The sequence below is a fragment of the Hydrogenophaga aromaticivorans genome (assembly GCF_013387465.1).
GTDB classification, from domain to species: Bacteria; Pseudomonadota; Gammaproteobacteria; order Burkholderiales; family Burkholderiaceae_C; genus Hydrogenophaga; species Hydrogenophaga aromaticivorans.
On the sequence record NZ_VYGV01000006.1, the window covers coordinates 392320 to 409466 of the forward strand.

Genomic DNA, 17147 nt, shown 5'->3' on the forward strand with positions numbered 1-17147 from the left:
GTGTCGAAGCCTGACGAGAGGGATGCTCAGCCTTGAGCAGCGGCCAGCACCGCATTCAGCGTCTGGCTGGGACGCATCACCGCGGCCAGCTTCTCGAAGTCCGGCAGGTAATAGCCCCCGATGTCGACCGGCTTGCCCTGCACAGCCGCCAGTTCGGCAACGATGGTTTGCTCGTTGTCGGCCAGTTGCTGGGCCAGCGGCGCAAAACGGGCCGCCAGGGCCGCATCGTCGGTCTGGGCCGCCAGGGCCTGGGCCCAGTACATGGCCAGGTAGAACTGGCTGCCGCGGTTGTCGAGCTGCCCCGTCTTGGGCGACGGGTTCTTGTTGTTCTCGAGCAGCTTGCCGGTGGCGGCATCCAGCGTCTTCGCCAGGATCTTGGCTGCGTTGTTGCCTGTCTTCAGACCCAGATCTTCCAGCGACACGGCGAGCGCCAGGAACTCACCCAGCGAGTCCCAGCGAAGGTGGTTTTCTTCCACCAGTTGCTGCACGTGCTTGGGCGCCGAGCCGCCGGCTCCGGTTTCGTACATGCCACCACCCGCCATCAGCGGCACGATGGACAGCATCTTGGCCGAGGTGCCCAGTTCCATGATCGGGAACAGATCGGTCAGGTAGTCGCGCAGGATGTTGCCTGTGGCGCTGATGGTGTCCAGGCCACGGATCACGCGCTCCAGCGTGTAGCGCATCGCACGCACCTGGCTCATGATCTGGATTTCCAGACCGTTGGTGTTGTGCTCGTGCAGGTACATCTTGACCTTGGTGATCAGCTGTGCCTCGTGAGGACGGTACTGGTCCAGCCAGAACACGACCGGCATGCCGGAGTTGCGCGCACGGTTCACGGCCAGTTTCACCCAGTCGCGGATGGCGGCGTCCTTGACCTGGCACATGCGCCAGATGTCGCCCTTCTCCACGTTCTGCGACAGCAGCACTTCGCCGGTGGCCAGATCGGTGATGTTGGCCACGCCGTCTTCGGTGATTTCGAAGGTCTTGTCGTGCGAGCCGTATTCCTCGGCCTGCTGGGCCATCAGGCCGACATTGGGCACGGTGCCCATGGTCTTGGGGTCGAAGGCGCCGTGCCACTTGCAGAAGTTGATCATCTCCTGGTAGATGCGGGCGAAAGTCGATTCGGGCATCACGGCCTTGACGTCCTTCAGGCGGCCGTTGGCGTCCCACATCTTGCCGCCGTTGCGGATCATGGCGGGCATCGAGGCGTCCACGATCACGTCGTTGGGCGAATGGAAGTTGGTGATGCCCTTGGCCGAGTCCACCATGGCCAGCTCGGGGCGGTGCTCGTGACAGGCGTGCAGGTCGCGCTTGATCTCGTCCTGCTTGCTCTGCGGCAGGCTGGCGATCTTGCCGTACAGATCGGCCATGCCGTTGTTGACGTTCACGCCCAGTTCTTCAAACAGCTTGGCGTGCTTCTCGAACGCGTCCTTGTAGAAGATCTTCACGCAGTGACCGAACACGATCGGGTGCGACACCTTCATCATGGTCGCCTTCACGTGCAGCGAGAACATGACGCCGGTCTTGCGTGCGTCTTCAATCTCTTTCTCGTAGAAAGCCTCCAGGGCTTTCTTGCTCATGAACATGCTGTCGATGACTTCGCGGTCCAGCAACGACACCTTGGGCTTCAGGACGATCGTCTGGCCACTCTGGGTGATCAGTTCCATCTTGACGTCACGGGCTTTGTCCAGGGTGATGGACTTTTCACCGTGGTAGAAGTCGCCGTGGTGCATGTGCGAGACGTGCGAGCGCGAGGCCTGGCTCCACTCGGCCATGCTGTGCGGGTTCTTGCGCGCGTATTCCTTCACGGCGCGCGGCGCGCGGCGGTCGGAGTTGCCTTCGCGCAGCACCGGGTTCACCGCGCTGCCGATGCAACGGGCGTAGCGGGCGCGAATGGCCTTCTCTTCCTCGGTTTTCGGCGCTTCGGGGTAGTCGGGCAGCGCGTAACCCTTGGACTGCAGCTCCTTGATCGCGCTGACCAGCTGGCCGACGGAGGCGCTGATGTTGGGCAGTTTGATGATGTTGGCTTCGGGCTTCAGCGTCAGCTTGCCCAGTTCGGACAATGTGTCGGGCACACGCTGCGCCTCGGTCAGGCATTCAGGAAACGTGGCCAGCACGCGAGCCGCCACCGAAATGTCGCTGGACTCGACATTGATCCCGGCAGGTGCGGTGAAGGTGCGGATGATGGGCAAAAAGGCGCTGGTCGCCAGCAGCGGGGCTTCGTCGGTCAGCGTGTAGATGATGGTGGGCTGCTGGGTGCTCATGTGTTTGCTCCGTAGATCGTTGTAGGAATCCCGCTGATCGGTAGGTGCCAACCGCAGAACCGCCGGATAGTCTGGGATTTTGCTTTCATCGCTCTGACCCAGACACCATTTTTTGAACTCCTATCTTGCAATATGAAAATTGCAGACAAAATTTCTGTTTTTTTTCACCTCTGCGGGTCTGCCCCCCGACTGTTCTCGTACGGATCCATCGGCCCAAAGCGCTCAACAGCCAGGGTGAGCGCCACAAAAAAAGCACCCTTGGACGCACCAACAAAAAAGGCCCGAAGGCATGGCCTTCGAGCCCTTGTGCGGCGATCAGGAGGTCCGCTCAGGCGAAATTGGCTTCGGCGAACGACCAGTTCACCAGTTTGTCGAGGAAGGTCTCGACAAACTTCGGACGCATGTTGCGGTAATCGATGTAGTAGGCGTGCTCCCACACGTCGACGGTCAGCAGGGCTTTGTCGCCGGTGGTCAGCGGGGTGCCGGCGGCGCCCATGTTGACGATGTCGACCGAACCGTCGGCCTTCTTCACCAGCCAGGTCCAGCCCGAGCCAAAGTTGCCCACGGCGCTCTTGACGAAGGCTTCCTTGAAGGCGGCGTAGCTGCCGAACTTGGCGTTGATGGCTGCGGCCAGCGCGCCGGACGGCTCGCCGCCGCCGTTGGGCTTCATGCAGTTCCAGAAGAAGGTGTGGTTCCAGATCTGGGCCGAGTTGTTGTAGATACCACCGCTGGACTTCTTGATGATGGACTCCAGGTCCATCGCTTCAAACTCGGTGCCCTTTTGCAGGTTGTTCAGGTTGACCACGTAGGCGTTGTGGTGCTTGCCGTGGTGGAACTCCAGCGTTTCCTGGGAGTAGTGCGGCGCCAGGGCGTCGATCGCGTAGGGCAATGCGGGCAGGGTGTGTTCCATGGGGTTCCTCATTCGGTTGGCGTTGTGGAAAGGCGGGTGGCTGAAGGCGATCGCCGGCAGCCCGAAACCGCGCCATTGTAGGCAGGGACGCTATTGTTTGTGCGTCCAGGGTTTCTTGGTCCGCCGCCTCAGCCTCTCAGCGGTTGACCGTGAGTTCCAGCTCACCATCGGCCAGACGGGCCCGCACCGACTGGCCAGGCTGGGTCTGGCTGCACCGGGTGATGGCAAGACCCTGGGTGTCGGTGAGGTAGGTGTAACCCCGCTCCAGCACGAGCTGGGGGTCCAGATGCCCCAGGGCGCTTTCGCACCGCTGCAGGCGCTGGGTGTGCTGCGCCACCGCGCGCCGCAGCGCCTGGGGCATCAGGCTCTGCAAGCCCTGCAGGCGGCTGTCCGCGCGCTGAGCCGCCAGAAGCAACGCGCCGCGCAGCCGGTGCTGCAGGCCGGTGAGCTGCTGGCGGCTGTCGTGCACACGAACGGAAGGCCGCCCCAGGCGCTGACCCAGCCGGTCCAGCCGTTGCGCGCGCTGGTCGATGCCGCCCAGAACCGCTTCGCTCAGCCGTTCCTGCAAATAGGCCAGCTCACCCACCCGCACCTCGCGCGCAGGCGCGCACAACTCTGCGGCAGCCGTGGGCGTGGGCGCTCGCAGATCGGCCACAAAATCGGCCAGGGTGAAGTCGGTCTCGTGACCCACCCCGCAAACCACCGGCATCGGCGACTGCGCCACGGTACGCACCAGCGTCTCGTCGTTGAACGACCACAGGTCTTCCAGCGAGCCGCCGCCCCGCACCAGCAGCAGCACCTCGCTCTCACCGGTGGTCGCATGGCGCCGGTAGGCTGACTGCAAGGCCGCACACAGCTCTGCCGGCGCCTGGGCACCCTGCACCGCCGCCGGGTAGATCACCACCGGCACATGGGGCACACGCCGGCGCAGCGCCGTGACCACATCGCGCAAGGCGGCTGCGCCGAGCGAGGTCACCACACCAATGCTGCGTGGCTGGGCAGGCAAGGGGCGTTTGCGCGCCGCGTCGAACAGCCCTTCCGCTTCCAGTCGGGCTTTCAGGCGCAGGAACTGTTCGAACAAGGCCCCTTGCCCGGCCGGCTTGAGGCTGTCGACGATGAGCTGCAGATCGCCGCGGGGGCCATAGACATCGAGCTTGCCCAGCGCCTCGACCACCTGGCCATCGCGCGGTGCAAAGTCCAGCTGGTCGGCCGAACGGCGAAACAGGGCGCAGCGCACCTGGCCGGTATCGTCCTTGAGTGAAAAATAACAATGCCCGCTGGCCGCGCGGGAAAAACCCGAAATCTCGCCCCGGACGGTGACCGGATTGAAACGTGCGGCCAGGGTGTCAGCAATCGCGCGCATGAGCGGACCAACCGCCCACACACGCCGCGCCGATGGGGCTTCGGCATCCAGAAATGGCTCAGACACAGGGCTCTCCAGACCCAATCTGTCCACAAGCCGCGAGATTTCTGGGCTTGTAGCCTGAAAGACCCCATGGTGCTTGGGCTGAACGCCAAGCGCTTGATTTCAATGCGTTTTGCACTGCCTGTTTTCTCATCGAACTGTCGGGAGCCGCGACCACAGCGGGCTGGCGGGCGTTGGGATACCGGTTCTTCACAAAGTTATCCACAGAATCTGTGCATCGGGCCGGACAGGCAGTCGGATCCTTGCTGGAGGTTTTCCGGCCATTCACCACCGGATGGTGAGACATAATCCGGGAGATTGCACTCTGGCCGCCAAGCAGGCGGCTTTTGTCTGGAGCCCTGATTTGTTTTCCATCATACAAGCCGCTGGCTGGCCGATCTGGCCCCTGATCATCTGTTCCGTCCTGGGCATGGCCCTCGTCATCGAGCGGTTCATCAGCCTCAAAGCCGTCAAGATCGCCCCGCCGAAGCTGCTCGACGAAGCCATCATGGTGTCGCGCAACGGGGTGCCCGGAGCCGATGTGGTCAACCAGCTGGAGCAAAACTCGGCGCTTGGCGAGGTGCTCGCCAGCGGTTTCCGCGCTCTCAACAGCAACCCCCGGGTCAGCGAAGACGATCTGCGCTCCAGCCTTGAGGGGGCTGGTCGCCAGACCGCCGCCAAACTGCAGCGCTACCTGGGTGCCCTGGCCACTATCGCGTCGGCGGCACCCTTGCTGGGTCTGCTGGGCACGGTCATTGGCATGATCGAAATCTTCGGATCACAGGCCGGCGATGGCGGCATGGGCACGGTTCCCGGCGGGGGCAATCCCAGCCAACTGGCACACGGCATCTCGATCGCGCTGTACAACACCGCCTTTGGCCTCATGGTGGCCATCCCGGCCCTGATCTTCTGGCGCTACTTCCGCGCCCGGGTCGATGACTACCTGCTGACCATGGAGATCGCTTCCGAGCGTTTCGCCCGCCACCTGCTGACCCTGCGCAAATGACGCTTCACACCCCCGCTCGCAACCACCGCGCGGCGCGGCCTGCCCGGGAGACCGCATGAACTTCCGGCCCGGCTCCCGCGACGAACCCGAGATCAACCTGATCCCGTTCATCGACATCCTGCTGGTGGTGCTGATCTTCCTGATGCTCACCACGACCTACAGCAAATTCACGCAGTTGCAGGTCAACCTGCCGGTGGCCGACGCCCAGGCGCAGCGCACCGAACCCAAAGAAGTGATCGTTTCCGTCAGCAGCGACGGTCGCTATGCGATCAACAAGGACGTGCTCGAAGGCTCGGGTGTGGAGATGCTGACCCGCGCACTCACCCAGGCATCGCAGGACAGCCGTGAGGTGGTCATCGTCATCAGCGCGGACGCCGCCGCGACCCACCAGTCGGTCATCAACGTGATGGACGCCGCCCGCCGTGCCGGCCTGGTGCAGATCACCTTCGCCACCCAGCAGTCCGGCTCCCAGCGCGCGCGCGGCAAGTCCTGACCGTGCCCGCTGCCCAGCCACAGCGCCTCGACCAAGGGCAGGCCCGCTGGCAGGGCATCTGGCGGACCCGCGGTCCGCTGGCCCATGTGCTCTGGCCCGTTTCGGTCCTGTACGGAGCGCTGACCGGTCTGCGGCGATGGCTGTATGCCGCCGGAATGCTGAAGATCACCCGGCTGCCGGTGCCGGTTATCGTGGTGGGCAACGTGGTGGTCGGCGGCGCCGGCAAGACGCCGACCGTGCTGGCCCTGCTGCAACATCTGCAACAGCGTGGCTGGCACCCGGGCGTGGTGTCACGCGGACATGGTCGCCGTGGCACGGGCGTGCTGGAGGTACAGCCCGACACGCCAGCCACCGAAAGCGGCGACGAGCCTGCCCTGATCTGGCGCAGCGGTGGCATGCCGGTGTTCGTGGCGGCGCGCCGGGCCGAGGCCGCCCAGGCCCTGCTGGCCGCGCACCCCGGGGTGGACCTGATCCTCTGCGACGATGGCCTGCAACACCTGGCGCTGGGCCGCGACCTGTCGGTGGCGGTGTTCGACGACCGCGGCACCGGCAACGGCTGGTTGCTGCCCGCCGGCCTCTTGCGCGAGCCCTGGCCGCCGGGCGCAGGCAACCCTTTTCGACCCGATCTGGTGCTGAACCAGCGCAGCGAGTCCGCCTCCGTGGTCCCGTCGACCACCCCGCTGGAACGGCCGTCCGATCTGCCTGTTTTTGAAGCCACGCGGCGCCTGGCCGATCACGCCATTGGACCGCAGGGACAGCGCCGGCCCCTGCGCGAATTCCAGGGGCACGCCGTCACGGCGCTGGCCGGCATCGCACGCCCTTCGGTTTTCTTCGACATGCTGCGCGCCCGTGGGCTCACCCTGACCAAGACCCTGGCGCTGCCCGATCACGCCGAGCAAGCGACCTATGCCGCCTTGCTGCAGGGCTGCAAGGGGCCGATCCTGTGTACCGAAAAGGACGCCGTCAAGCTGTTCGCCTGCTGCCCTGAACCGCCCGCAGGCGATGACCCGCAGGCCTGGGCGGTCCCGCTGGAATTGCGTGCCGATGCGGCCTTCTTTGAGGCGCTGGACCATCGCCTTGCGTCGATCCCGCGCGCCCGCTGACAAGCGGCCGACTATCATTCCCGCATGGACACCAAATTGCTTGAACTGCTGGTCTGCCCGGTCACCAAGGGCCCTCTGATCTTTGACCGGGAGAAACAGGAACTGATCTCCCGCAGTGCGCGGCTGGCCTACCCCGTGCGCGACGGCATCCCGATCCTGCTGGAGCACGAAGCCCGCCCGATCACGGAAGAGGAAGCGGCCCGCCCGCCCAAGCCGTCGCCAGCCCCATGAGCCCGAGCGGGGCCCCGGGTCCGTTCACCGTGCTGATTCCGGCGCGGCTCGCGTCGAGCCGCCTGCCCGACAAGCCGCTGGCCGACATCGGCGGTCGGCCGATGGTGGTGCGCGTGGCGCAACGTGCGCAGCGCAGCCAGGCCAGCCGGTGTGTGGTCGCGGCGGACGACGCGCGTATCGTCGCGGCCTGCGAAGCACACGGCATCACCGCCCTGCTCACGCGCACCGACCACGCCTCCGGCAGCGACCGCCTGGCCGAAGCTTGCGAACAACTCGGCCTGGCAGACGACGCCGTGGTGGTCAACGTGCAGGGTGATGAGCCGCTGATGGACCCGGCGCTGATCAACGCCGTGGCGCTGGATCTCCAGCGCCGCAGCGATTGCGTGATGAGCACCGCGGCGCACGCCATCGACCAGATGGCCGATTTCCTCAACCCGAACGTGGTCAAGGTGGTGCTCGACCGCGCACAGACCGCCTTGTATTTCAGCCGGGCGCCCATTGCATGGTGGCGTGATGGCATGGCCGATGCATCGGGCCGGAACACCCTGCCCTCGCCCGCGCCTTTGCGCCACATCGGCATCTACGCCTACCGCTCGGGATTTCTGCGCCACTTTCCGACGCTGGAGCCCGCGCCCCTGGAACTGACCGAATCGCTGGAGCAGTTGCGTGTGCTGTGGCATGGCGAACGCATCGCGGTCCATGTGAGTGCACAGGCCCCCGGGCAGGGCGTCGACACCCCCGACGATCTGGCGCGGGTGCGCGCGCTCTTTGCCCTCGGCTGATGGGCTGTTTTCAGCGCCTTTTGGCCTTCCCACGCTGTAAGCCAGAGCCCGGTTAGCGCATGCTATCCTCGACCGGTCGCCCCCGGGCCCCGGGCCGGAAGGGCAGCCGCCAGAGACAAGCGGCCTCTCCATTTGAAACTCTGAAAAAAGGACAGCGATGAGATTGATTCTGTTGGGCGCTCCCGGCGCTGGCAAAGGCACCCAAGCCACGTTCATCTGCCAGAAATACGGCATCCCCCAAATTTCGACCGGTGACATGCTGCGCGCCGCCGTGAAGGCGGGCACTCCATTGGGCATGCAGGCCAAGGCCGTGATGGAATCCGGCGGCCTCGTCAGCGACGATCTCATCATCAACCTGGTCAAGGAACGCATCGCCCAGCCGGACTGCGCCAACGGTTTCCTGTTCGATGGTTTTCCCCGCACCATCCCCCAGGCCGACGCCATGAAGGCCGCCGGCGTGAAGCTCGACTACGTGCTCGAAATCGACGTGCCGTTCGAAGCCATCATCGAACGCATGAGCGGCCGCCGCTCGCACCCGGCGTCGGGCCGCACCTACCACGTCAAGTTCAACCCGCCCAAGGTGGACGGCCAAGATGACGTGACCGGCGAGCCGCTGATCCAGCGCGAAGACGACAAGGAAGAAACGGTCAAGAAGCGCCTGGAGGTGTACAGCGCCCAGACCCGTCCGCTGGTGGACTACTACAGCAACTGGGCCAGGGCCGATGCCGCTGCCGCACCGAAGTACCGCGCCATCAGCGGCATGGGCTCGGTGGATGACATCACCGCGCGCGCCTTTGAAGCCCTCTCGAAATAATCGCGCACCGCGATCCACAGGAACCCGGTCATGTGCCGGGTTTTTTTGTGTCCGGTTGCGTCAGGCGGGACCCGATCGCAAGCCGTACGTCTTGCCGTCCAGAAAGACGTATTCAGCCCGCAGGACCGCGGCCCCTTGTTCGTCCTTGAACGTGAACCCGACCATCGAGAGTGCAGCCCCGTTCCTGATTTCAGGCATCTGCCACTGGCCCAGGCGAAACAGCGGTGCCAGTTCGATCGCCCAGCGCCGATCGCGCCGCGTGGGCAACACCGTCTTCGCCAGCAGAGCCGGCCCGTCCACACCGGCGGACTGCGCGGGCAAGGCGCGTTGCGCCAGGTCGGCGGGCAGCGCCAGCTTCTCAGGCAGTTCCAGCACCAGTTCGGCGTGGGGGTTGCGCCATTTCACCTCCACCGCCCGTCCTTCCAGGTAAATGGGACGGTTCTGGTCAAAACTGCTCCAGCCATGGTGCGCCCACGCGGCGGAGCCAAGACCCGAAAAACCCAGCGCGGTGCTGGTCTGGAGGAAGCGTCGTCTGTGCATCACGGTCTCCTTCACATGTAGCCAATCCAGCGCCCACAGGTCAATACCAGCAGCCAGATCACGGTCGAGGCCGCCATGAGTGCACGCGCGGTGACATCGAGCCGCTGCAACGAACCCCGGGCATGGAACCAGGCGGCGTTACAGGCTGCCAACAGCAGCAACAGCATCTTGGCTGTGAACACCCGGTTGACCAACAGTTCCCCGGCCTGTGTCGAGAACATCAACAGGCCCGACGCCGCCGCCAGCGCAAAACCCGCTCCGACCAGCGTCAGGCTCAGGCGGGCCAGCGGCGCCACCGGCAAGGCCGCGCCCCAGCCAAACACACGCAACTCCAGCAAGATCAGGTTGCCCAGCAGCAGCGCAATGCCCAGGATGTGCGCCACCTCCAGCATGGGATAGGCCCAGGGATGGGCGCCCAGCGCCTCGAACATGGCTCAGTCCTCCAGCAACTCCAGCGCCAGCGCGATGCGCGCCTTGACCGGCGTGAGGCTGCGGGCATCCGCCAACAACTGCCCCGGATGCGTCAACAAAGGGCCATGCACACACCGGCTGGTTCGAACCACGCGCACACCCTTGGCCTGCGCTTCCAGCAACGCCGCCTCCAGCGCATGGTGCACCGTGCCGTTGCCGGTACCGGCCACCACGATGCCGCGCACGGCAGGTCTCTGCGCCGCATCGCTGCCGGACAGCAGCGCGCGCACCAGCGTGCCATCGGCGTCGGCGTGACTGGTCAGAACCACCACCGGCGGCATCGCCTGAACCGACTGGATGCGCTGCAACGCAACCGGGTCCCAGCCCCCCGTTTCAGAGGCCAATGGCCAGGGTCGGAACAGCCGAACCCGGCCTTCTTCCACGCAACCCAGCGGTCCGGCATCACCCGAGTCGAACGCATCCACCCGGTAGGTATGCACCTTGCTCACGTCGGTCGCGCTGTGGATCTGCCCGGCGCACACCACCACGACGCCTTGCGCCCCGGGGTGGCTGGCCACAGCCAACGCGTCGACCAGATTCTGTGGCCCGTCCGGCACCAGCGCCGTGGCCGGTCGCATCGCGCAGGTGAACACCACCGGCTTGGCCGGTCGCAGCACGGTCTGCAGGAAGAACGCGGTTTCTTCGATGGTGTCGGTGCCGTGCGTGATCACCACCGCGTCCACCTCGGGCCGGCTGAGATGAAAGGCCAGCCGGGTGGCCAGTTGCTGCCAGAGTGCAAAGCCCATGTCCTTGCTGTCCACCTGGGCCACCTGCTCCACTTCCAGGGGCAATCCCGCCATGGACGGAATCGATGCCAGCAGTTCCTCAACACCGACCTGACCCGCCACGTACCCGACACCATCCCCGGGCCGGCTTGCCCGGCCAGCGATGGTGCCGCCTGTGCCCAAAATGACGTGACGTCGGATTTCCATTGCATCTGCCACTTGCCAAGTCTCCAAAACTGGTTAAAAATACAGGCACTGGATAAGAAAACAGCTTGTTGTTCTGACCAGTCCCGGTGGCGAGCCTCACCCGAGTGAGTTTCTCCCCGCATCTTCACGAGGTCCCCATGATCGAGTCGCCGCTTTACCCGCCCAAGCTCACCGCCCGCCAGCAGCAGATTCTGGAACTGATCCAGAGCGCCATTGCCCGCACCGGTTCGCCACCGACGCGCGCAGAAATTGCCCATGAGCTGGGTTTCAAGTCCGCCAACGCGGCCGAGGAGCATCTGCAGGCCCTGGCACGCAAGGGTGCCATCGAACTGGTGAGCGGCACCTCGCGCGGCATCCGCCTGCGCAACGAAGACCTGCAATCCATCAACGAATCGCGGGGGCGCCAGCTTACACTGCCGCTGCCCAGTCTGTCGCAGCTGATGCTGCCCCTGATCGGGCGTGTGGCCGCCGGCTCACCCATCCTGGCCCAGGAACACGTGGACCAGACTTACCACGTCGAGCGCAGCCTGTTCCAGCGCACGCCCGACTACCTGCTCAAGGTGCGCGGCATGTCCATGCGCGACGTCGGCATCATGGACGGGGACCTGCTCGCCGTGCAGTCGACCAAGGAAGCCAAGAATGGCCAGATCGTGGTGGCCCGTCTGGGCGAGGACGTGACCGTCAAGCGTTTCATGCGCCGCCAGCACCTGATCGAACTGCACGCCGAAAACCCGGACTACAAGACCATCGTTGTCGAGCCGGGTGAGCCCTTTGAAATCGAAGGCCTTGCCGTGGGACTCATCCGCAACAGCTTCCAGCTCTGACCCGTCGGGTCTGCGTCGCCTCAGCAGGTGGCGGGCGTTTGGTCTGGTGCGTGATTCACACGCGCCTGGCACATCCCTGCGCTGGCGACTTCATTCGCAATCCTGCCTGTGTTCAACCCCTTTTTTGGAGTTTCGCATGGGAATCCGCTTCAACACCAACACCTGGCGCGCGCCGCTGCTGCTCATCGACAGCTGGCTGCCGCCCTCCTTTGAGCGGGTGGGCGCCGCTCGCATGCTTCCGCAAATCCTGCAACGCTTCGTGCGTGCCGGCTGGCTGGCGCGCCCACCAAAGTGCGCTGTGGATGGCAACAAGGTCGCTGTCACCGGGCACCGCGTCACCGGACATGCCGTCGTTCGAGCCCGCCATGTGCGGGTGCTGAGAACCGCGGACACTTCAGGCGGCCCACGCGCCGATGGGCGGCTGGTGATCTCCGGTCGCATCAACGATGTCTGCGCAGAGCTCGAGCGGCTGGCGGCCCTGGAGCTCCAGTCGAGCCACCCGCAACTGCGCGCCTGACCCTGCGCGACTGCGCCGCACGGCGGGTTCAAGCCCGTCGTGACCCAAAGATCACGATGTTCCTGCGGGCACAATAGGGACCATGAATATCGTGATCCTTGACGACTACCAGGATGTGGTCAGAAAACTGCCGTGTGCCAGCAAGCTGGCACCCTATCCCGCCAAGGTTTTCACCAACACCGTCAAGGGCGTGGGCCAGCTTTCGGTCAGATTGCGCGATACCGATGTGCTGGTTCTGATCCGAGAGCGCACACAGATCACGCGGCAGCTGGTTGAAAAGCTGCCGCGCCTCAAGCTGATCGTGCAGACGGGCCGCGTCGGGCCCCACATCGACGTCAATGCCTGCACCGAGCGCGGCATCGCGGTGGCCGAAGGCGTCAGTTCACCGATCGCCGCCGCCGAACTGACCTGGGCACTGATCATGTCGTCCATGCGCCGGATTCCGCAATACGTGGCCAGCCTCAAACACGGTGCCTGGCAACAATCCGGACTGAAGGCGGCATCGATGCCCGCCAACTTTGGCCTGGGCATGGTGCTGAGTGGCAAAGTGCTGGGCATCTGGAGCTACGGCCGCATCGGCAAGCTGGTCGCGTCCTATGGCCGAGCCTTCGGGATGCGCGTGATCGTCTGGGGTAGCGAGCCCACCCAGGCACAGGCCGCGGCCGACGGCTACGAGCTCGCCACCAGCCGTGAGGCGCTGTTCGAGATGTCGGATGTGCTGAGCCTGCATTTGCGACTCGGCGAACAAAGTGCCGGCTGCGTCACGTTGGAAGACCTCTCCCGCATGAAACCCACATCGCTGTTGGTCAACACATCGCGCGCCGAGATTCTGGAGTCTGATGCCTTGCTGGCAGCGCTCAACCGGGGCCGGCCCGGTATGGCCGCCATCGACGTGTTTGAGTCCGAACCCATCCTGCAGGGGCATGCCCTCCTGCGACTGGAGAACTGCATTTGCACGCCGCACATCGGCTATGTGGAACTCGACAACTACGAGATCCTGTTTTCATCGGCTTTCGACAACGTGGTCAACTTCATCAAGGGCACGCCCACGCACATCCTGAACCCGGGCGCGCTGCAGGTTCGCCGCTGAAACGATCAATCCTCAGGCCAAAAAAAAGCGCCCGGAAGAACTTCCGGGCGCTTTTTTTGGGTGGTCTGGCAGGCTGCTCAACGGCCCTTCTTGGCCGGTGGGTTGTCCTCTCCTCCGTCGGGCGGCATGAAGTCCAGCACCTCAAAATCGATCAGGTTGCCCTCTTCCTGAACCGAAGCGTTCGGTGGCGGCGCCGGTTTGGCCGTTGGTTCCACCGGTACAGGGACCTCGGGCAACGAGGCCTCGAACGCAGAAATCTCGGAAAGCGCGTCCAGATCGACATCCAGTCCCAGACGCGGCGAAGCGGGTGGGATGTCATCCAGCGGCTGAGTGACTCGCCCTTCTATCGAGGCTGCGGCCACTGCAGCAGCGAGCCCCTTGTTGCCCGCTGCCTTCAGTGGTTTGATCGCCGTGTGCTGGAAGTCGACCTGTGATGCGCTGTCGACCATGTCACGCTTGATCATGTCCTTGGCCATGGCGTGCAGCAACAGCAGTTCGCGATAAGCCTCCAGGTCAAAAACCTCGCCGTCGACTTCGTTCGCCTCGCGAAAGATCGACTGTTCAATGACGTCGAGCACACGGGGCTGCGGCCAGAGGGCCTGAATGCGGCTGAAAGCCGTTTCATAGGCCTCCAGCCCCTGGCTGTCGTCTGAATACTGGTCAAAGGGCGGTGCGCCAGCGTTGAAGAGGTGGTTGAACTCCACGCGCAGGGCGTCGTACTCGGCACGGCGGTTCAGCTGGTGGTACAGCTTGAACAGGTCGAGGTAAGCCAGCGCGCTGGGCTCGTGGCTTTCTATCAGATGGTCCTTGAGCACCCCAATGGCCTTGTCGGCTTCCCCAAGCGAAACGAAAAAGTCGGCCTGCTGCTGGACATCGAACAGCTCCTCGGTCGCCACCGACCGCGATACGCCGATCTGGCTGGCCGGGTATTCACGACGGTCGCTGTCGGCCATGGCGGGCAGGCTGTTGACGTCGATGCCGGAGTCGTGCAAGGAGCGGTATCCGTCAAACGAAGACTCGCGCTCGAGATTCAAATCAATGTCCAGCCCCGATGGATCGGCCCGGTCAGCGCTGCCGGCTTTCGCCACAGCGGCGCTTTTCCCCGGCTTTTCAGCGCCCGCCCACCAGGCCGCGTTTGCCGGCACATCATCCTGGCGTCCGCGACGACGGCGGGCAAACAGAAAGGCGAACAGCGACAGCAACAGCAGCGCGCCCAACAGATAGGCCAGCCAGGTCATGTAGCGCGCTTTTTCGAGCTGTGCCTCCATCGCCTGCAAGGCCACCTTGTTGCGTGCCTCCTGCTCGCGCAAGCCCTTGGACTCGGCCTCCAGCACCGAGAGCTTCTGGGCATCGCGCAGGATCTCTTCGGGTGAGGCGTTGATGGCCTTCCAGAGCAACCCGGCCACGGCACGCGTTTCTTCTGACGTGGTGGGCTCGCTCAACATTGACAGCGAGAGCTTGAGCACCGGATCGCGTTCGATGCTCAGACTCAAATCGACCGGGTCAAGCTGCAGCCGGGGAACCGCGGCCTGAGGCGCCACAACGGCGGGTTTGCGCACCACGGACCGGGAAGCCGCGGCCCTGGGCAAAGGCGCCGCACCGGCCGCTTGCGGTCCTGCAACCGGCGCGGCCTCGGCCCCCCTGCCGCCGGCGCTTGCTGCTGGGCTCGCGGACGGCGCGCCCTCACCGCTTCGGGGAACAGCCGGCAAGGACGAGATCGTGGCTCTTGCGGATCCGCCTGTTTCAGTCGATGCCGGGGCAGCACCGACGGCCGGCTCACTCAAGGGGTCGGCCAGCAACACATACCGACGAGAAAACGGCATCGTGCAGCCGGCACGCACCAGCACCGTCACCACGGGCTCGTTCACCGGCTGCGTCGTCTGGATGCGCACCGAGGTTTCCGCATCCGGTGCGCTCCGCTGCGTGCTTGTTCGAACCGAAGCGGGTGACACCAGGGCATCACCGAAGAAGACCTCGGCCTGGATACACAAGGTCGACGCGTCTTCATCCGGCCCCACCAGCGCCTGCACCCGAACGTCAAGACCGCGACCAATCACGGCCGCACCACTGTGGCGGCCCAAGGTCACCGCCTGACTGCTCAGGACAGTTGATAGCAAAATAGAGCCAACCAGTATTTGGCGCACGTCAGAATCCCTTCTTTCCTAGGTCGGAACATTTTGTCATAGCTTATCGCCGTCCCTCTCGAAATAATACTTTCATATGCAGCCAATTTTTCCAACCGTCGGCATCGTGGGCACGGGTGCCATGGGGCGCGGCATCGCGCAGATGGCAGTCCAGGCCGGCAGTCAGGTTCTGCTTTTCGATCTCCTGCCCGGGGCCGCCGAGGCGGCTCGCGCCGCACTGGCGGACACCTGGCAGAAGCTGGTGGTCAAAAACAAACTCACGCCTGAGATGCAAGCGGCGTACCTGGCACGCGTATCGCTGGCCAGCGCCGTGACGGGCCTCGCGCCCTGCGCGCTGGTGGTCGAGGCCATTGTGGAAAAACTCGACGTCAAGCAACGGCTGTTCGCCGAACTGGAAGCGGTTGTGGCGCCCCAAGCCGTGCTCGCCACCAACACATCGTCGTTGTCGGTCACCGCCATCGGGGCGGCCCTTCAGCGTCCTGCCCAACTCGCCGGTTTTCATTTTTTCAATCCTGTGCCTCTGATGCGGGTGGTTGAAGTGATCGCCGGACTGAAAACCAGTCCTGTTGTGTGCCAGCAACTGACGGACTACGCGCGTCAGTTTGGCCACACCCCGGTATCGGCACAAGACACCCCCGGCTTTATCGTGAACCATGCCGGACGGGGTTATGGCACCGAAGCGCTGCGCGTGGTGGGGGAGCGTGTGGCGGATTTCGCCACCATAGACCGCATCCTCAAGGACCAGATGGGCTTCAAGCTCGGGCCGTTCGAGCTGATGGACCTGACCGCGCTGGATGTGTCGCACCCGGTCATGGAGTCGATCTACCGCCAGTACTACGATGAACCGCGCTACCGTCCCAGCGTGATCACCGCGCAGCGCTTGGCCGGTGGCGTGGTGGGTAAAAAAGTAGGCGAGGGCTTTTACGCCTATGACAAGGGTGTGGCAAAGGTGCCGGCCGAACCGCCCGTCCCCAGCGTGGCCGCGATGCCACCGGTCTGGGTATCGCCCAAGGCGGCGCGCCGCCCCGAGATCTACCAGTTGCTGAAGAACCTGGGCGCCAGCATCGAGACCGGTGCAGCGCCCTCTTCTGCTGCGCTGATCCTCGTCGCCCCGCTGGGGCTGGATGTCACCACGCTCGCCGCGGTGGAGCGCCTCGACCCCAGCCGCACCGTTGGCATCGACATGATGCTGGACGACGCGGCCACCAAGCGGCGCGTGCTCGCCACCAACCCGGCTACCCGCCCCGACATGCGCGATGCCGCCCACGCGCTGTTTGCCAGCGACGGCAAGGCCGTGAGCGTGGTGCGCGACAGTGGTGGCTTCGTGACCCAGCGCGTGGTGGCCACCATCGTCAACATCGCGGCCGACATGTGCCAGCAAGGTATCTGCACACCGAAAGACCTTGAAGTCGCTGTCACGCTCGGGCTGGGCTATCCCATGGGACCGCTGGCCATGGGCGACCGCATCGGCCCGACCAATGTGCTGGAGATTCTGTTCAACATGCAGACCGTGTACGGCGACCCGCGTTACCGCCCTTCGCCCTGGCTGCGCCGCCGAGGGGCGCTGGGCCTTAGCCTGCTCCACGAAGAAGCCTGAACTCCACCAGCCGACACGGATACA

17 protein-coding genes are annotated in these 17147 nt (G+C 64.6%); 10 read left to right on the forward strand and 7 right to left on the reverse strand.

Features of this window, described 5'->3' with window-relative positions; translation table 11 throughout:
- Positions 1-26: 26 nt before the first annotated feature.
- The 3 genes from F3K02_RS06180 to xseA all read right to left on the reverse strand — a co-directional run bounded on the left by F3K02_RS06180 (position 27) and on the right by xseA (position 4537).
- Positions 27-2264, reverse strand: coding sequence for an NADP-dependent isocitrate dehydrogenase (locus tag F3K02_RS06180; protein ID WP_177134368.1), 2238 nt, complete (start codon positions 2262-2264; stop codon positions 27-29).
- Between the two features lie 328 nt (positions 2265-2592).
- Entirely contained in the window at positions 2593-3174 is a 582-nt protein-coding gene (locus tag F3K02_RS06185; RefSeq protein ID WP_177134370.1) for a superoxide dismutase, read from the reverse strand.
- Positions 3175-3310: 136 nt separating this feature from the next.
- A complete protein-coding gene (gene xseA / locus F3K02_RS06190; RefSeq protein WP_177135409.1) occupies positions 3311-4537 on the reverse strand; it encodes an exodeoxyribonuclease VII large subunit in 1227 nt (408 codons plus the stop codon).
- Between the two features lie 406 nt (positions 4538-4943).
- On the opposite strand from xseA, the gene F3K02_RS06195 reads away from it, so the two are divergent.
- The 6 genes from F3K02_RS06195 (at position 4944) to adk (ending at position 9008) form a co-directional block, all read left to right on the forward strand.
- A complete protein-coding gene (locus F3K02_RS06195) occupies positions 4944-5585 on the forward strand; it encodes a MotA/TolQ/ExbB proton channel family protein (RefSeq protein ID WP_177134372.1) in 642 nt (213 codons plus the stop codon).
- Positions 5586-5640: 55 nt separating this feature from the next.
- Complete coding sequence (locus F3K02_RS06200; protein WP_177134374.1) at positions 5641-6078, forward strand: ExbD/TolR family protein; 438 nt, start codon at positions 5641-5643, stop codon at positions 6076-6078.
- Between the two features lie 2 nt (positions 6079-6080).
- Positions 6081-7181 (forward strand): tetraacyldisaccharide 4'-kinase, encoded by a 1101-nt coding sequence (lpxK, locus tag F3K02_RS06205; RefSeq protein WP_177134376.1) that lies wholly within the window; start codon positions 6081-6083, stop codon positions 7179-7181.
- 24 nt (positions 7182-7205) lie between these two features.
- Positions 7206-7412 (forward strand): Trm112 family protein, encoded by a 207-nt coding sequence (locus tag F3K02_RS06210; RefSeq protein WP_177134378.1) that lies wholly within the window; start codon positions 7206-7208, stop codon positions 7410-7412.
- Entirely contained in the window at positions 7409-8194 is a 786-nt protein-coding gene (gene kdsB / locus F3K02_RS06215) for a 3-deoxy-manno-octulosonate cytidylyltransferase (RefSeq protein WP_177134380.1), read from the forward strand. Before F3K02_RS06210 ends, kdsB begins: the two co-directional genes overlap by 4 nt.
- A gap of 157 nt (positions 8195-8351) precedes the next feature.
- Positions 8352-9008 (forward strand): adenylate kinase, encoded by a 657-nt coding sequence (gene adk, locus F3K02_RS06220; RefSeq protein ID WP_177134382.1) that lies wholly within the window; start codon positions 8352-8354, stop codon positions 9006-9008.
- Between the two features lie 60 nt (positions 9009-9068).
- On the opposite strand, the gene F3K02_RS06225 is transcribed toward adk, so the two are convergent.
- The 3 genes from F3K02_RS06225 to F3K02_RS06235 are packed head-to-tail and all read right to left on the reverse strand — an operon-like array spanning position 9069 to position 10951.
- A complete protein-coding gene (locus F3K02_RS06225) occupies positions 9069-9548 on the reverse strand; it encodes a DUF6152 family protein (RefSeq protein WP_177134384.1) in 480 nt (159 codons plus the stop codon).
- 11 nt (positions 9549-9559) lie between these two features.
- Positions 9560-9979, reverse strand: coding sequence for a hypothetical protein (locus F3K02_RS06230; protein ID WP_177134386.1), 420 nt, complete (start codon positions 9977-9979; stop codon positions 9560-9562).
- A 3-nt stretch (positions 9980-9982) separates the two neighbouring features.
- Positions 9983-10951: an asparaginase gene (locus tag F3K02_RS06235; protein ID WP_177134388.1), complete on the reverse strand. Its 969-nt coding sequence runs from the start codon at positions 10949-10951 to the stop codon at positions 9983-9985.
- 137 nt (positions 10952-11088) lie between these two features.
- Between F3K02_RS06235 and lexA the strand changes: the two genes are divergently transcribed.
- The 3 genes from lexA to F3K02_RS06250 all read left to right on the forward strand — a co-directional run bounded on the left by lexA (position 11089) and on the right by F3K02_RS06250 (position 13382).
- Entirely contained in the window at positions 11089-11775 is a 687-nt protein-coding gene (gene lexA, locus F3K02_RS06240; RefSeq protein WP_177134391.1) for a transcriptional repressor LexA, read from the forward strand.
- 136 nt (positions 11776-11911) lie between these two features.
- A complete protein-coding gene (locus tag F3K02_RS06245) occupies positions 11912-12292 on the forward strand; it encodes a hypothetical protein (protein WP_177134393.1) in 381 nt (126 codons plus the stop codon).
- 82 nt (positions 12293-12374) lie between these two features.
- Positions 12375-13382 carry a D-2-hydroxyacid dehydrogenase family protein gene (locus F3K02_RS06250; RefSeq protein WP_177134395.1) on the forward strand — a complete coding sequence of 336 codons (1008 nt, stop codon included), beginning with the start codon at positions 12375-12377 and terminating at the stop codon, positions 13380-13382.
- Positions 13383-13459: 77 nt separating this feature from the next.
- Here F3K02_RS06250 and F3K02_RS06255 read toward each other — a convergent pair whose 3' ends face one another.
- Positions 13460-15526 (reverse strand): type IV pilus assembly protein FimV, encoded by a 2067-nt coding sequence (locus F3K02_RS06255; protein WP_177134397.1) that lies wholly within the window; start codon positions 15524-15526, stop codon positions 13460-13462.
- 76 nt (positions 15527-15602) lie between these two features.
- Between F3K02_RS06255 and F3K02_RS06260 the strand changes: the two genes are divergently transcribed.
- Complete coding sequence (locus F3K02_RS06260) at positions 15603-17123, forward strand: 3-hydroxyacyl-CoA dehydrogenase (RefSeq protein WP_177134399.1); 1521 nt, start codon at positions 15603-15605, stop codon at positions 17121-17123.
- The last annotated feature ends 24 nt before the right edge of the window (positions 17124-17147 follow it).

What these genes read in the sequence shown, in the direction of transcription:
- xseA (WP_177135409.1), bottom strand. Translation starts at nt 4,537, where the DNA reads ATGCGCGCGATTGCTGACACCCTGGCCGCACGTTTCAATCCGGTCACC.
- F3K02_RS06230 (WP_177134386.1), bottom strand. Translation starts at nt 9,979, where the DNA reads ATGTTCGAGGCGCTGGGCGCCCATCCCTGGGCCTATCCCATGCTGGAG.
- kdsB (WP_177134380.1), top strand. Translation starts at nt 7,409, where the DNA reads ATGAGCCCGAGCGGGGCCCCGGGTCCGTTCACCGTGCTGATTCCGGCG.
- F3K02_RS06185 (WP_177134370.1), bottom strand. Translation starts at nt 3,174, where the DNA reads ATGGAACACACCCTGCCCGCATTGCCCTACGCGATCGACGCCCTGGCG.
- F3K02_RS06180 (WP_177134368.1), bottom strand. Translation starts at nt 2,264, where the DNA reads ATGAGCACCCAGCAGCCCACCATCATCTACACGCTGACCGACGAAGCC.
- F3K02_RS06250 (WP_177134395.1), top strand. Translation starts at nt 12,375, where the DNA reads ATGAATATCGTGATCCTTGACGACTACCAGGATGTGGTCAGAAAACTG.
- F3K02_RS06245 (WP_177134393.1), top strand. Translation starts at nt 11,912, where the DNA reads ATGGGAATCCGCTTCAACACCAACACCTGGCGCGCGCCGCTGCTGCTC.
- F3K02_RS06260 (WP_177134399.1), top strand. Translation starts at nt 15,603, where the DNA reads ATGCAGCCAATTTTTCCAACCGTCGGCATCGTGGGCACGGGTGCCATG.
- F3K02_RS06210 (WP_177134378.1), top strand. Translation starts at nt 7,206, where the DNA reads ATGGACACCAAATTGCTTGAACTGCTGGTCTGCCCGGTCACCAAGGGC.
- adk (WP_177134382.1), top strand. Translation starts at nt 8,352, where the DNA reads ATGAGATTGATTCTGTTGGGCGCTCCCGGCGCTGGCAAAGGCACCCAA.
- F3K02_RS06200 (WP_177134374.1), top strand. Translation starts at nt 5,641, where the DNA reads ATGAACTTCCGGCCCGGCTCCCGCGACGAACCCGAGATCAACCTGATC.
- F3K02_RS06235 (WP_177134388.1), bottom strand. Translation starts at nt 10,951, where the DNA reads ATGGAAATCCGACGTCACGTCATTTTGGGCACAGGCGGCACCATCGCT.
- lexA (WP_177134391.1), top strand. Translation starts at nt 11,089, where the DNA reads ATGATCGAGTCGCCGCTTTACCCGCCCAAGCTCACCGCCCGCCAGCAG.
- F3K02_RS06225 (WP_177134384.1), bottom strand. Translation starts at nt 9,548, where the DNA reads ATGCACAGACGACGCTTCCTCCAGACCAGCACCGCGCTGGGTTTTTCG.